The sequence below is a fragment of the Legionella bozemanae genome, assembly GCF_001648595.1.
GTDB classification, from domain to species: Bacteria; Pseudomonadota; Gammaproteobacteria; order Legionellales; family Legionellaceae; genus Legionella; species Legionella bozemanae.
The window spans coordinates 1-15,524 of record NZ_LBAW01000007.1 but is presented as its reverse complement, the minus strand read 5'-3'; the positions used below and the strand labels follow the sequence as shown (position 1 = coordinate 15,524).

Sequence of the window (15,524 nt, the reverse complement as noted above, 5' to 3'; positions counted from 1 at the left end):
GTTATCCAATCTAGTTTAAGTCGGAGTAAAAATGAATAGACAAAAAGGATTCTCATTAATTGAAATCATGGTAGTAGTCGTTATATTAGGCATTCTCGCCTCTATTGTTGTACCTAAAATTATGGGGCGTCCTGATGAGGCACGAAAAGTTAAAGCCAAACAAGATGTGCTTGCCATACAAAACGCATTGGATTTATATAAACTAGACAATGGTAATTATCCCACTACAGATCAAGGCTTGATGGCTCTCGTTGAGAAACCTACATCAAATCCGGTACCCGACAATTGGAAACAATATCTTAAGTCACTTCCCACGGATCCATGGGGCAGAGATTACCTTTATTTAAATCCTGGTCAACACGGTGATGTTGATGTATTCACCTACGGTGCTGAAGGACAACCCGGAGGTACAGGTATTAATGCCGAAATTGGTAACTGGGATGAGAAAAAATAATAGGCTTCTTCAGAAACTCGCTACAGAGAGAGAAGCACGAGGAGACATGGAGCACAGAACTGCTTCATACATGCAATATAAAGACTCAAGCACCGAATCGACACAGCAATTCTCCTCTGTAGCTAAAGTTCCCAAGAGGTCTAATCAAGGTTTTACCCTGATTGAAATCTTGATTGTTTTGGTGATTATAGGCATAACCTTTGGTTTTGCCTTACTTGCCTTTGGTGATTTTGGTGAAAGTCGGCGTATTTTATTTTCTGCTGAACAATTAGTTAATACGCTTCGTCTCGCCCAACAGCAAGCTATTTTGGGAACCAATACTCTGGGACTGCGTATTGATAACAATGGATATCAAGTGTTTCAACTGTACAACAACGCTCAATGGAAACCTATTTCCGATAAAGGAGTGTTTAAAATGACTTATTTCCCCCAAGATACACGTATTATTTTGAAAACAAGTAATTCAACTCCAGCGGGAGTCCCTCCTGTTATTATTTTTGCCTCTGGAGATATGACCCCATTTACTTTGAGTTTTGGTAGCAAGCAAGATAACAATTTAGCCTTGCTCATCGGCAAACGCAATGGAGAACTCCAATTTAACGTGGTAAACACTAAATAAATGTGAGGAGACATGAAGCGCAAAACCGCAATGCACATGCCAGTGTGTGAGGATTCAAACTCTGAAGTAGAGTTTCAAAAGAGATCTGATGAGTCGGGATTCACTCTAATCGAGGTTCTATTAGCGCTTTCCATAATAGCAATCGCATTAACTGCTTTGCTAAAAGCGATATCACAAAATGTAGAAACTACCCGACGTATAAAAGAAAAAACAATAAGTCATTGGATTGCCATGCAAGGTGTAGCGATGATTCAGCTCAATTTACTCCAGATTAATCAAAGTCAGGAAACAACCCAAGATACAACCATGTTGAATGAGCACTGGTACTGGAGAGCGAAAGTAAGTACCACGCCACTTAAAAATATCCAAAAAATAGTTATTTCAGTCAGTCCAGAAAAAATAGGGCCTTTTAGAGAGGAACTGCAAGCCTTCAGGTATACTCCATGAAAAAAAATGTAACACCTGAAAAACTTAATGGCTTTACTTTGATTGAAATTCTAATTGCACTTGCCGTATTTGCTATTCTAGCAACAATTACTAGCTCCGTATTATATAATGCATTTACAACACGCACACGAGTTAATGAGCAAAGTGAACGTCTCAACGAATTGCAACTTGCTCTAAGTCTCATACAACAAGATACACGTCAAACTGTAGAGCGCCCTATTCGTAGTAATGAGATGCGCTTATTACCCGCTTTTATAGGACAAACAAATTATGTGGAATTCACCCGGGATGGTAATATAAATCCTGGCAGTATTGAAAAACGCAGTACTCTAAAACGAGTTGCATACGTTTGCCAACAAGGTACTTTAATTCGTAGAACCTGGAATAGTCTCGACATAATCAATCAAAAAAACTATGAAGATAAGCTCTTGCTGAATCGCCTTACTAACTGTCATTTTGGTTATTTAAATCAAAATTTACAAATACTTCCTGAATGGAGAGAACAGGCTATAACCTTAAACCAGCGTAAAGAACCATTCCCCAAAGCCATACAATTTAATATGACTTTGCAGGATCAAGGGGAAATAAATTTACTTTTTATTCTGCCAGGTGCGCTTTATGTTTCTAATTAAAACCATAAAAGGAAGCGCTTTACTTACTGCACTTTTTATTATGACTTTGGTTGCAATTGTAGCCACAGCCATGAGTACCAAAGTGCAATTAGATATATACCGTACAAAACTTATACTCACTCACGATAAGATTTATCTTGCCTCACAGGCAGTTACTTTTTGGGCACTTAGTGAGCTAAACAATACAAAAAATAAATTTGCCAAGGCCGATACCCAAGGAATTGTAAGCATGTTTCCTCATGACATGGAAAATATTTACAGCACCGTTACCTTAAGAGGCGCACTTTATGATCTGCAAGCTCAATACAATGTTAATAACTTGGAAAATAAAAAAGCCATGTTAGGATTTATAAATCTTATGGGGGTAGCCTTACCACAAGTTCCTGAAGCAGAAAGAGTTAAGCTCACTCTTGCAATTAATGATTGGCTCTCTCCTTATGATCTGGCGCGTGGTAAAGACAATTACCTATCTTATTATATGAGCCAAAAACCGCCTTATTATCCGAGCCATCAACTGATGAGCAGCAAATCTGAGTTGCGTCTGGTCAAAGACGTGACTGCGTCTCTTTATTTAGCATTAGAGCCTTTAATTACAACCTTACCAGAGTCTACACCAATTAATATCAATACAGCACCAATAAAAGTCCTCAAGTCACTAAGCAGTTCAATGAAAGAGGCTCAGCTCAATGAATTAATCAAGGAAAGAAAAGAAAATGGAATTAAAGACCTAAATAAAGTTTCTGAAATACTCAAAAAGCTGAATATAGCTAATGACCAAATAACTATAGAGAGTACTTACTTTCTCAGTGTCGCATATGTCACCAGCGAGAATCTTAATTTAATTGTGTACACAGTGTTTAAACGAAGTCGTGATAAAAATCAAAAAATCTCAGTCAATCTTATAAGGCAAAGCTTCAATATTTTCTAATCTGAAAGAATACTGTTATTCATTGTTTTCTGATTGAACATCAGTCTTTTGCAGTATTTCTTTTGATAACTCATCACCTGCTTTAATATCCGCATCTGAGAGTTTATTTTTTAACATTTTAAGTTCTCTGATTGCTTCATCGTTTTGATTCTGAGCTGCAATCTTAAACAATGCATATGCCTTAATCCAATCTTTCTCTACTCCAAGTCCTGCAAGATACATATAACCTAACTTCGCTTGCCCTGCTGGATTTCCTTGTAAAGCAGACTTAGTAAACCAATACACAGCTTGTTCATAATCTTTTCCAATACCCGTTCCTGTAAGTAGTAGCTGGCCTAATTCAGCTTGTGCCTCAGGTAATCCGCTTTGCGCTGCGGCTTGATACCAATAAGCTGCCTTTTGTGGGTTTGCTTCGACTCCATATCCCTTAAGGTAATAATAAGCCAAATAAGCTTGTGCTTTGACATGACCTTGATTCGCTGCTTGAGAAAACCAGTAAAATGCTAATTTGTCATCTTGAGCAATACCCTCTTGTTGCCCTGTATATAATAGACCTAAGCTATACTCTGCTCGAACATCACCCTGATCTGCCGCTTTTTGATACCAATAGAAGGCTTTATTGACATCTTTTTTAGTTCCTTCTCCCATAATATACGCATAAGCGACGTTTACTTGTGCCTTGCTGTATCCTTTTTTTGCAGATTTTTCGAACCATTCAAATGCAGTTTTTTTGTTCGCTTTAACACCGTCACCGGACGCATACATTAAACCAATATTTCTTTCTGCAATTGCATTACCCTGTTTTGCTGATTTCATATACCATTTAAAAGCCTCAGGGAAATTTTGCTTAACCCCTTGCCCTAAATCATACATAAACCCCAGGCTTAGTTGTGCTAAGGCATTATTTTTATCTGCTGCTTTTTGATACCAACTCATTGCTTCGGTATAATTTTTATTTACTCCTTCTCCATATTGAAACATACGACCAAGCAAATACATCGCATCAACATTTCCATCTCTCGCTGATTTCGTTAGATAAGGATAAGCAGTGGTATAATCTCCATTTTCATATGCAGCGAAACCAACAATCTCATCACCTGCAAAAGCAGTATTCACTACCAGCAATGCTGCTAAAATCACCCTGCGCATGCCGACTCCAATTCGATCCTCTTACCTAAAGCGTAGAATAAAGAATCAACAAAGCAAGTGCACCGTCTTGATTAAGAACATGATATTCTTTGCAATATTCAGTATAAAAAACGATATCAAGTGATTCTTACGCTATCTGTTAATCGGAATACTTGCTGGATGTATTACGTTTTTACCGATTTTCTTGACTAGTACTTTATCAATCGACGACGTGAATCGATATAAACACTCAGTGAATTATCCCCCTACTTTTTTCCTGTCTTATTGGGTATTTGTATTTTGGCCTTAGTTCTAGATTGTGTTATTTGGCACTTTAAACTTATATGATTTGGTCTAACAACAGATCCCTGCTGAGCAGAGATCTGCTTTTTCTTTATTTCCCAGCAACCATCATTTTTCCGATTAATACTGAGCCACAGCGTGTTGCAATATTTGGATTAATATCATTACCCACTGCAAGAATGTTTTTAAACATATCTTTTAAATTTCCCGCAATTGTAATCTCATCAACAGGATATTGGATCACACCATCTTCAACCCAATAACCACTGGCACCTCGCGAATAATCACCGGTTACAATATTTACTCCTTGACCCATTAATTCTGTAACTAATAATCCCTTGCCCATAGTTTTTAATAAACTAGTAAGATCACCTGCTGTAGGATCAATTGTTAAATTATGAACTCCATCAGCATTAGCAGTTGTTTTTAATCCCATCCTCCGTGCAGAATAACTACCCAGTACATATTGTTTCACATAACCCTTTTCAACAAGAAGATTTGGACGAGTTGGAACCCCCTCACTATCAAATGGTGAACTTCCCAAGGCACCTAACAAATGAGGCTGTTCATAAATGCGAATAAACTCCGGAAAAACTTGTTGACCTATAGAATCCAACAAAAAAGTATTTTTTCTATAAAGATTTGAACCGCTAATTGCACTAATAAAAGTTGAAAATAAGCCACTAGAAATTCGTGATGAAAAAATAACCGGTGTTGCTTGTGTAGCAATTTGTTGTGCACCTAAACGACTTATAGCACGATCAACAACATTTTTAGCAATTATATGGAGATCTACCAAATCCTGTGGGTTACGAACTGTTGTATAATCGTAATCCCGTTGCATTTCCTCACCATCCTTCGCAATCAAAGAACAACTTAAGCCATGGCGTGTACTGTGAATAAATCCAGATCCCCCATGTGTATTAGCAAATCCATGGTGCGATTCATATGTAGATACATTTACTCCATCTGAGTTAGTAATTCGTTTATCCAGTGATAATGCATAATTCTCACATTTCAAAGCCATCTCTATCGCTTGCTGAGGACTTACCTCCCATGAATGAAATAAATCAAGATCGGGATGATTTGTAGACATTAACTCTTTATCAGCCAAGCCGAAGCATGGATCTTCTGCACTTACTCTTGCTATATCACAGGCAGCTTTAACCATAGCTTCCAAAGCAGCAGGCGAGGTGTCAGTACTGCTTGCACCGCCTTTACGTTGGCCAATATAAACAGTCAAACCAACACCTTTATCTTCACTAAATGCAACCGTTTCAACTTCGCCCATGCGCACATCAACCGAAAACCCCTTATCGTTATTCACTGCCACCATGGCATCGGTCGCACCTTCTTTTTTTGCAAGTTCAAGCACCTCATTCATAAGACGAGTTAAATCTGTTGTTGACTTATGTACTTCACTATTGTTATGTTGCGTTTTAATTTGCATAAGAGATTCCGTGGTATTGAATGATGTACATAAGGATACAATAACATGTCTTCACAAACCAATGATTATCCTGCAAACAAATCATATTTGTTCCGATTATTATGTGTGCTTTGTCTTATATTCGTCTCTCATTATTCCTATGCTGAGGGATATTGGCGAAAATTGAGCCCTGGTATTGAGTATCAAGATCTTGCTGGAGGAATACTTTCACCCTGGGCACATATTTATGTATTTCGTATTGACCTCAATAAAAATAAACTCGCCTTGGTTAATGCAAAAAAATTATCGCTAAAAAATGCCTCTGCGGATCAATTTGCTGAGCACAGTAAAGCACTTTTAAGTATTAATGGAGGTTTTTTTGATCATGAATTTAACCCTCTTGGGCTTAGAATTAATAATAAAAAATTGATTAATCCTTTAAAACGAATTAGCTGGTGGGGAATTTTTTATATAAAAAATAATCAAGCATATATTTCCAGCTTAAAACATTTTAATCACGATAGTGATATTGATTTCGCCATTCAAAGTGGGCCTCGGCTGTTAATTAAACGAAAAATTCCATCTCTTAAGCCAGGGATTGCCGACCGTTCTGCCCTAGGAATCACTGAAGACGGAAAAATAATTATTCTCGTTTCAACTAATGCAGCAATGACGACCAACAAGCTTGCTCAGTTACTCAGATCGCCTCCTCTATCCTGTGTTGATGCAATCAATCTGGACGGAGGCAGCTCAAGTCAACTGTATGCACATATTGGTTCGTTCCTATTAAATGTCCATGGATTTTCTAATGTCAGTGATGCCGTTATCGTGAAAAAAAGAGTAACTCAGTAAAAGGACTACCAAGCCCAAGCTGAACCTTCTCATAAAACAATTGTGAATAAACCCACAACTTATCCACAAAATACTCCCATATTATTCTCTTGACCATCATGCAAAAACACATTATCTTGTTACTAATGACCCAATACGACCCAATATATTGGGTTTTCTGCTATAATCTAAGTAATAGTGAATAAATTTAACTCGACTGTTAATAACAATAAAAACTGCGTGGAGGAAAAATGTCCGCAATTCTTGATCCGGTAAATGATGTACCGCAAACCAGTCAACTGGAATTGACCGCTAATGCCCCTGGTTTATTAAAAACCATTAAGCGCAATGGTAAAGTAGTAAATTATGATGATACGAAAATTAAAGTCGCAATTACTAAAGCATTCATTGCTGATGAGGGCGGTACAGCCTCCACTTCAGATCGTATTCATCAACAGATTGAAGAACTTACCCGTCAAATAACTCAAGTGTTTAAACGCCGTTTACCTAGTGGCGGTGCAGTTCATATTGAAGACATTCAGGATCAAGTAGAGTTAGCGCTTATGCGCAGTGGTCACTACAAGGTTGCTCGTGCTTATGTATTGTATCGAGAAGAACACCGCAAAGCCCGCGAAAATGAACTAAAACAACAAGCCGGTGATAATAAAATCCTGTTAATTACTATGCCTGATGGCGAGTTAAAACCATTAGATACCGAACGCATGAACACGATTGTTCATGAAGCATGCCGTAATTTGGATCATGTTCAAGCAGAACCTGTTATTAAAGATGCGATGCGTAATCTTTACAATCAAGCGAAATTTGAAGACGTACATAAAGCACTAATTATGGCTGCACGTACATTGGTTGAAAAAGAACCGAACTATACTTACGTCAGTGCTCGTTTGTTGTTAGATAGTTTACGTAGGGAAGCATTGAATAAATTAGAAATTCAAGAAGATGCAACCTTTGATGAAATGAGCCAACTCTATCCTGCTTACTTCAAAGTATATGTCGCTCATGGCATCAAACAGGGAATATTGGATGTCAAAATGGCCGATTTTGATTTGGAAAAACTTGGCAAAGCACTATTACCTGAACGTGATATGAAGTTTAGCTATTTGAGCTTACAAACCTTATATGATCGTTACTTCATTCATGAGCATGGTGCACGATATGAGCTGCCACAGGCATTTTTCATGCGTGTTGCCATGGGTCTAGCCTTACGCGAAAAAGATAAAGATGAAAAAGCCATTGAGTTTTATCAATTGCTGTCTTCATTTGATTATATGTCATCAACACCTACTCTGTTTAATTCAGGTACTGTTAGGCCTCAATTATCCAGTTGCTATTTAACCACTGTCCCAGATCATTTGGATGGTATTTACAGTGCGATTAAAGATAACGCACTGCTCTCAAAATACGCTGGAGGTTTAGGTAACGACTGGACTCCAGTGCGTGCTATGGGTTCACACATTAAAGGTACCAATGGAAAGTCACAAGGTGTAGTGCCCTTTTTGAATGTTGCTGACGCCACCGCAGTTGCAGTAAACCAGGGAGGTAAACGTAAAGGGGCTGTGTGTGCTTACCTGGAATGTTGGCATAAAGACGTCGAAGAATTCCTCGAGTTAAGAAAAAATACTGGCGATGATCGACGCCGTACACACGATATGAATACTGCATTATGGATACCTGATTTATTTATGGTTCGTGTACGTGAAAATGGGGATTGGACTTTATTCTCACCTGATGAAGTGCCTGATTTACATGATCAATATGGCAAAGCATTTGCAACGCTCTATCGTGAGTACGAAGAAAAAGCACGACAAGGCCTCATCAGAAACACCAAAACACTCTCTGCGGTCAAACTGTGGCGTAAAATGTTATCTATGCTTTTTGAAACTGGCCACCCTTGGATGACATTTAAAGATCCATGTAATTTGCGTTCACCACAACAACATGCTGGTGTAGTTCATAGCTCTAACTTGTGTACTGAAATTACACTTAACACTTCAGAAGAGGAAATTGCTGTATGTAATCTGGGTAGTGTTAATCTTCCTGCACACATCAAAAAAGGCAAACTGGATACTGAAAAATTAAAACGTACTATTAGAACTGCAATTCGTATGTTGGATAACGTGATTGATATTAACTATTATTCCGTACCTCAAGCGCGTAACTCGAACTTGAAACACAGACCTATTGGTCTAGGCCTCATGGGCTTCCAGGATGCATTATATGAGTTAAAAATTGATTATGCTTCTCAAGAAGCAGTTGAATTTGCTGACTCATCCATGGAATTAATCAGCTATTATGCAATTGAAGCTTCTTGTGATTTGGCTAAAGAACGAGGCAGTTATTCCAGCTATGAAGGTTCTTTGTGGAGTAAAGGCATACTGCCAATTGATTCAATTAATCTGTTACAGCAAGCACGTGATAAATACCTGGAACAAGATCGTTCACAACGCTTGGACTGGGAAAGCTTACGTATCAAAGTCCGTACACAAGGAATGCGTAACTCCAATGTGATGGCAATAGCACCTACCGCGACTATTTCTAACATTTGTGGTGTCGCACAATCTATTGAACCTACGTACCAAAACTTGTATGTCAAATCCAATTTGTCAGGCGAATTTACTGTGATTAATCCCTATTTGGTAGCTGATTTGAAAACATTGAATCTTTGGGATGAAGTAATGGTCAATGATTTGAAATACTTTAATGGTAGCGTTCAACCTATCAGCCGCATTCCTGCTGAATTGAAAAAACGTTATGCAACTTCTTTTGAAATTGACCCAATTTGGTTGGTGGATGCAGCTTCTCGTCGTCAAAAATGGATCGATCAAGCACAATCACTTAATATCTATATGGCTCAGCCATCGGGTAAAAAATTGGATCAACTCTACATGCATGCATGGACACGTGGATTAAAAACCACTTATTACTTACGCAGTTTAGGCGCATCCAATGCTGAAAAATCTACGGTGACTGATGGGGCGCTCAATGCAGTTAAAATAATAGCTGAGGAGCCTAAGGTATGTTCCATACTCGATCCAGACTGCGAAGCGTGCCAATAATCAGGAGAATTTAAATGTCAGAAATCATACAACAACACGATATAATTCATCCTGGTGCAACAGGATATGAGCCTCTTGAAATGGGGGCTGCGCGCATTCACGTTGATGATAAACGCATCATTAACTGCCGTGCTGACTTAAACCAACTGGTTCCCTTTAAATATAAGTGGGCTTGGGACAAGTATTTAACCGCTTGTGCAAACCATTGGATGCCCAATGAAATCAATATGAGTGCTGACGTAGCACTCTGGAAAGATCCTATGGGGCTTACAGAAGCCGAGCGTTTGATTATCAAACGTAATTTAGGATTTTTCTCAACGGCAGATTCATTGGTTGCCAATAATCTAGTACTTGCTGTTTATCGGCATATTACGAATCCTGAATGCAGACAATACTTGTTACGTCAGGCGTTTGAAGAAGCATTGCATACTCATGCTTATCAATACGTCATTGAGAGTTTGGGGCTTGATGAAGCAGAAGTCTTTAATATGTATCGTGAAATCCCGTCTGTAGCAACTAAAGCTGCCTGGGCATTACCTTTTACTCAAAGCCTAGGGGATGAGACATTCCATACAGGTACTGTAGAAAATGATCAGCGTTTATTGCGTGATTTAATTGCCTTCTATGTTATCTTTGAAGGAATCTTTTTCTATGTTGGGTTTACGCAAATTCTCTCTATGGGACGTCGAAATAAAATGGTAGGAACTTCCGAGCAATTCCAATACATTTTACGTGATGAATCCATGCATATGAACTTTGGTATTGATGTCATCAACCAAATTAAAATTGAGAATCCGCATTTGTGGACACCTGAATTTAAAGAAGAAATGATTCAACTCATCCGCCAAGGCGTAGAACTGGAGTATCAATATGCTAAAGATACTATGCCGCAAGGTATTTTGGGAATGAACGCAGAAATGTTTGAAGAGTACCTGCACTTCATAGCTAACCGTCGTTTAAACCAAATCGGCTTGCCAGAGCAGTATCCTGGTGCTGAAAATCCATTCCCGTGGATGAGTGAAATGATGGATTTGAAAAAAGAGAAAAACTTCTTTGAAACTCGTGTCATTGAATATCAAGCTGGTGGCACTCTAAGCTGGGATGATGAATAACTCTCAATTACTACGCCCGCGGCTTGTCCCTGAGAGATCCACACAAAATTTAACTCCAACTCCCTACATACCGCGCTTTATGCGCGGTGTATCCAGAGGATGTTTATTGAGGCACAAAAGGTTCTGATTAGGAGGGACATTGTGCATAAAGCGCGGTACGTAGAATGTTGAGCATATTTCATTTAAAAACAAAAACTTACATTCAAGTTTCGCGTGGATCGCTCAAGGCTTGTCCGTGGGATCCAGTTTTATTGCAAACTCCCTAGATCCCGCGGACAAACTACAGAAAGTAGAAAGAAAAGATAATGAAAAACTAATGCCCCCTGGTTATCCTTAGCCGGTTATTAATCAATTCACTTATCTAAATTATCTTCTTTTTAAATTCATCAATTGTCTTTTTGCTATATTTTCAAACAATCGCATTTCCCAAAAAATATAAATTTTTCAACAAGTAAAAATAAAGATGACATTTTTCTTCCCTATAGTAGAATCTTAAAGCAGTCGAAATTCAGTTTCGACCATTGATATTAATAAATAAAAAATTTATTAATCTGGTACAACACACAGGAGGTGACGTATGACCAAGAAGAAACAGGAAGATGATACCAATTATACTTTTTTACTTAGATGTATGACAGCACTAACTGCTGCTGCAGTAGTCACTGCAGGAGTTATTGCCGCGGTAACGCTAAACTCTGCAGCTGCAGCAGCCACGGCTGCGGTAGCTACGAAAACCCTGCTTGCATCGGCTCTTATTTTTACACCGATACTTCCAATTGCACTCGTTGCTATCGGACTTGTTTTTGTAGTACCTTTTTTATTTGCTTGTAACAATAATACATATACTACTGTAAGAACTACCGCTACTCCTGGTTACAGCAGTTATGGTTTTTACTCTCCCGTTTATACCGCTGATCCTTATTATCATGGACACTATGATACTGGCAGTACAGTATACGTAAATAATGATCACTCACATGGACATCCTAGCTCCCACGGAACAGTACATACTCATGATAACAGTCATATGCATGAACATGGCGGCAGTCATCGACATGGCCACTTTTAATTAAACCACTTCCCCCATTTTTGGGGGAAAAATATCCAGAGATCTTTGATTATACATCCTTATTTTTTATATCAATTCATATCAATGTGATTAAAAACCCTTTCTATATAAATGTGCTATATTTATCAAGTATCTTTAACTTTGAACGAAGATAAAGACTTTATGGAAAAATGAACAAGGAGGATGCACAAATGACAAAAACACTACTCACAGCTGCTTTACTCCTAACAGTCACTACTGCAGCTTTAGCTGATAACGTTATCGTAACAGAAACCAAGTCTTGGAAAAGCGTCCCTATCACTGTAGATACAAGTGCTCATACTTATACTACCGTTGAAGGACCAGTACCTACCGGTGACTTTTATTATACCTATCCTGGCTACCGTTGTTTAAAAGAGAAAAGAGATATTGCTGGCGTCGATGCACTGATATTCCACGCCGGTGTTGGCGGCGGTAGCGAAATCTATTGTTATCCAGAGTAAACTCAAAGATCATGCTGAATAATATTATAACCTGGGTTCCGATTCACAGCCCCCCAGGTTATAAATACCACTCCAATGTACCCAAGATCGTTTTTAATCTAGTTTGACTGAGTCAATTGCATTAATTTCTGTTTCGCAATTTCTCTTGCTTGTTTCCCCGTTAAATAGTCAGGTGTGGCATCATCTTCAATATATTGAGCAAACAAAACAGTACGTGGACCCTTCTCTATCCAGCCTACAAACCATCCAAGTTGCTTGTCCATATTACGCGAACCATCTGCTTTGAATGGATTACCTGATCCTGTTTTTCCATACAGTTTCCAATCCCCTGGCAAGTTTTCAACAAATAGAAGATCATGAGTCATTTGCATGGAAAAATGGCTCACAGGCAGTTTGTTTTGAGTCAGTTTCGATAAAAACTCGACCTGTTCTTGCGGTGAAATCTGCAATGAACCCGAAAGCCAGGCACGAGCTAATCCGTTATTCATACCCTTATCACCGGAAACATCCTGATTTCCATAATTAAGAACCTGAATATAATGCTTAAATTGCTCCATTCCTAATTTTTGGGTAATCAGCTGACTGTACCAAACGCAACTGTGTTGTATCCAGGTGGTTGGATTATGGGGCTGTTTCCAAACGTCTAACCAATCATTATATCCCTCTTTGAAAGACCATTCAGGATGAGTTTTATCAGTGAGTATCCCCTTATCAAACCCCATCAAACTGATTGCAATTTTAAAAGTGGAACAAGGCGAATGACGCTCGGTACATTTCCCTTCTTGTTTTAACATCGCACCGTTCTCTTTAGCAATAAAACAATTATTATTTGCCCAAGCAATAGTATTTGCTGAAAGCGCAGTAATTAAAAAAACAACCCATTTTTTCATTTTATAAAACCATCCCATTGACTTGACTATCCCAAAGCATTTTGAAATAACTTTGTTCATTATTTACTAGCTCATTAAACGTACCCTCTTCAATAATCATCCCACCTTCCATTACTACAATTCGATCCATATGCCGGATGGTTGACAGTCGATGAGCAATAGCAATAACCGTAGCATTGTTTTGCTCCAACATGGCATTAATCGATTGTTGTATTTCTTGCTCAGAAAGCGTATCCAGACTTGAGGTTGCCTCATCAAGAATAACAATCGCTGCATTTTTTAAAAATGCTCGTGCAATGGCAATGCGTTGACGCTGACCTCCTGAAAGTTTCACACCACGCTCACCAACCAGTGTATTATACTTTTCAGGCAATGATTCAATAAACTCATCTATATTCGCCATCGCCGCTGCACGTTTAATTTCCTCCAGTGTTGCATTTTCTTTTGCATAACCAATATTCTCCCCAATAGAGCGATGGAAAAGCATAATGTCTTGGGGAATAAGGGCTATTTGCTGGCGTAAAGAATCCGAAGTAATCTCTAAAATGGGCTTATCGTCAATTAAAATTTGTCCTGCAGTTGGCCTGAAATTTTTTAACAGTAAGGAAACTAATGTCGATTTACCTGCGCCCGAATGCCCAACCAAACCAATTTTCTCACCAGGTTTAATAAGCAGATTAAGATTTTTAAATACAGCAGTACCTGCACTATAAGAAAAAGAGAGCTGCTGGAATTCAATCTTGCCCTTGGTAATCTGATATTCTTGTGCATTGGGTTTATCTACCTCTTCATGAGGCATCGATAAAATACTGAACGATGATTTGAAATCCCCCATTTCTTTTAAAAAAGTACAAAGACTACTCATAAGCGTCCATAAATCAAAAGAAATAGTAATGGCAGTCAGCATCACAAACAGGAAATCCCCTGTAGAAATCTTTCCGTGGGTACGCAGATAAATCATAAATATAAAAACGGCAATCAACATAAACCAGTAAAGTACCGAGCCGATCATATTAAATTTAAAGTCATACCGATAAAGCGCAATTTGACGAGGCACAAAATCATCAGACATTAGCTGATTCACACGACGATGTTCAGCACGTCGTTTAGCAAAATAAAACAGAGAAAAAATATTGGTAATATTATCCGAAAAACTGCCTATGACTTGATGTTTGCTCTCTGCCATATTATTAGAAAGTTGATTCAGTTTGACTGCCATCGGTAACATAATTGCCACAACAAGCACACACCAGGCAAGCATGAAACAAAACACACTGAAATTGACAATCAACAAAACAAAAACAGAAACAACAACCACACAAAAATGTTTTCCTACAATATGATGGATATTAGCAAAAACACTATCATAACCATCTAAAAGGCCTTTTAACTTACTAATCACCGTCCCACTTGGCGTATTTTGAAAATAGTTATAGGAATGATGTTGTACATAGTCGTAAGCAGAGGACAGTAATCTTTGTCGCGCATACGGTTCAGCCTTCCACTCTGCAAAATCACTAATTCGCCAAACAACATCCAACACTATTTGTGCGGTGATAAATAAGGCAATAGGAAACACTAGCTGGTGATATGAAGCAATTGTTTCACTGGAAAACACATCAACCAGTAGTTTAAAAGAATAATTATTGGCAAAAATATAAAATGCAGTGAACACTGGTGCCTGAAGCATTAAGACATACCACCAACGATAAGGCTTAATGACCTGCCACAAAAAATTCCACGCTGAATGAAATGGATATTTTAAATCTGACGCGCTCATCACACTGCTCAAAATAAAAGGTCAACGAAGTATACCACAATGAAGCTGCAAAATGTTTATAATTAGCTCATTTTTCATAAGAATTGAAAAATGAAAACCTTGTATTTACCGCCATGGAAGTTGTTATTTTCCCATGATAACGGTAGACTTACGACGTCAATCAAAGTCCCGGTGGCACAGCTGGATAGCGCAGCCCCCTCCTAAGGGGCAGGTCGGAGGTTCAAATCCTCTCCGGGACGCCAGTGAATTTTCAATTTTCTAAAATATAAAGTACAGTAAATAGGGTCTTTCCCAATTACGGGGGCACTCACCAGTTAACAACACAGCACCCTAACACGGGTTC

At 38.5% G+C, this 15,524-nt stretch carries 14 protein-coding genes and 1 tRNA gene; 11 read left to right on the top strand and 4 right to left on the bottom strand.

Features of this window, described 5'->3' with window-relative positions:
• Positions 1–31 precede the first annotated feature (31 nt).
• Genes lspG through gspK form a run of 5 tightly spaced genes read left to right on the top strand, consistent with a single transcriptional unit; the run spans position 32 to position 3,080 of the window.
• A complete protein-coding gene (lspG, locus tag A8O27_RS07945) occupies positions 32–454 on the top strand; it encodes a GspG family T2SS major pseudopilin variant LspG (RefSeq protein ID WP_058459733.1) in 423 nt (140 codons plus the stop codon).
• Positions 441–1,073, top strand: coding sequence for a type II secretion system minor pseudopilin GspH (gene gspH / locus A8O27_RS07940; RefSeq protein ID WP_174223904.1), 633 nt, complete (start codon positions 441–443; stop codon positions 1,071–1,073). The genes lspG and gspH overlap by 14 nt, the downstream gene beginning before the upstream one ends.
• 36 nt (positions 1,074–1,109) lie before the next feature.
• Positions 1,110–1,520 (top strand): type II secretion system minor pseudopilin GspI, encoded by a 411-nt coding sequence (gene gspI, locus A8O27_RS07935; RefSeq protein WP_058459982.1) that lies wholly within the window; start codon positions 1,110–1,112, stop codon positions 1,518–1,520.
• Positions 1,517–2,152 (top strand): GspJ family T2SS minor pseudopilin variant LspJ, encoded by a 636-nt coding sequence (gene lspJ / locus A8O27_RS07930; protein WP_058459732.1) that lies wholly within the window; start codon positions 1,517–1,519, stop codon positions 2,150–2,152. The genes gspI and lspJ overlap by 4 nt, the downstream gene beginning before the upstream one ends.
• Positions 2,139–3,080, top strand: coding sequence for a type II secretion system minor pseudopilin GspK (gspK, locus tag A8O27_RS07925; protein WP_058459731.1), 942 nt, complete (start codon positions 2,139–2,141; stop codon positions 3,078–3,080). Before lspJ ends, gspK begins: the two co-directional genes overlap by 14 nt.
• 15 nt (positions 3,081–3,095) lie before the next feature.
• Here gspK and A8O27_RS07920 read toward each other — a convergent pair whose 3' ends face one another.
• Both A8O27_RS07920 and pmbA read right to left on the bottom strand, forming a co-directional pair.
• Positions 3,096–4,229, bottom strand: a complete 1,134-nt coding sequence (locus tag A8O27_RS07920) for a tetratricopeptide repeat protein (RefSeq protein ID WP_058459730.1) — start codon at positions 4,227–4,229, stop codon at positions 3,096–3,098.
• A gap of 373 nt (positions 4,230–4,602) precedes the next feature.
• Positions 4,603–5,961 carry a metalloprotease PmbA gene (gene pmbA, locus A8O27_RS07915; protein WP_058459729.1) on the bottom strand — a complete coding sequence of 453 codons (1,359 nt, stop codon included), beginning with the start codon at positions 5,959–5,961 and terminating at the stop codon, positions 4,603–4,605.
• Between the two features lie 45 nt (positions 5,962–6,006).
• Between pmbA and A8O27_RS07910 the strand changes: the two genes are divergently transcribed.
• The 5 genes from A8O27_RS07910 (at position 6,007) to A8O27_RS07890 (ending at position 12,511) form a co-directional block, all read left to right on the top strand.
• Positions 6,007–6,792 (top strand): phosphodiester glycosidase family protein, encoded by a 786-nt coding sequence (locus A8O27_RS07910; protein WP_058459728.1) that lies wholly within the window; start codon positions 6,007–6,009, stop codon positions 6,790–6,792.
• 230 nt (positions 6,793–7,022) lie between these two features.
• Complete coding sequence (locus A8O27_RS07905) at positions 7,023–9,848, top strand: ribonucleoside-diphosphate reductase subunit alpha (RefSeq protein ID WP_058459727.1); 2,826 nt, start codon at positions 7,023–7,025, stop codon at positions 9,846–9,848.
• Between the two features lie 14 nt (positions 9,849–9,862).
• Positions 9,863–10,960, top strand: coding sequence for a ribonucleotide-diphosphate reductase subunit beta (locus A8O27_RS07900; protein ID WP_058459726.1), 1,098 nt, complete (start codon positions 9,863–9,865; stop codon positions 10,958–10,960).
• Positions 10,961–11,537: 577 nt separating this feature from the next.
• On the top strand, positions 11,538–12,029 hold the full coding sequence (locus A8O27_RS07895; protein WP_058459725.1) for an urease accessory protein UreE: 492 nt from the start codon (positions 11,538–11,540) through the stop codon (positions 12,027–12,029).
• A gap of 170 nt (positions 12,030–12,199) precedes the next feature.
• A complete protein-coding gene (locus tag A8O27_RS07890; RefSeq protein ID WP_058459724.1) occupies positions 12,200–12,511 on the top strand; it encodes a hypothetical protein in 312 nt (103 codons plus the stop codon).
• 98 nt (positions 12,512–12,609) lie between these two features.
• On the opposite strand, the gene blaOXA is transcribed toward A8O27_RS07890, so the two are convergent.
• Together blaOXA and A8O27_RS07880 are read right to left on the bottom strand one after the other, a co-directional pair.
• On the bottom strand, positions 12,610–13,401 hold the full coding sequence (gene blaOXA / locus A8O27_RS07885; RefSeq protein WP_058459981.1) for a class D beta-lactamase: 792 nt from the start codon (positions 13,399–13,401) through the stop codon (positions 12,610–12,612).
• A gap of 1 nt (position 13,402) precedes the next feature.
• The gene (locus A8O27_RS07880; RefSeq protein WP_058459723.1) at positions 13,403–15,181 is read right to left on the bottom strand and encodes an ABC transporter ATP-binding protein; all 1,779 of its coding nucleotides are present in this window, start codon (positions 15,179–15,181) and stop codon (positions 13,403–13,405) included.
• A 165-nt stretch (positions 15,182–15,346) separates the two neighbouring features.
• Here A8O27_RS07880 and A8O27_RS07875 point away from each other — a divergent pair.
• Positions 15,347–15,423: transfer RNA gene (locus A8O27_RS07875), tRNA-Arg, on the top strand.
• Positions 15,424–15,524: the final 101 nt, after the last annotated feature.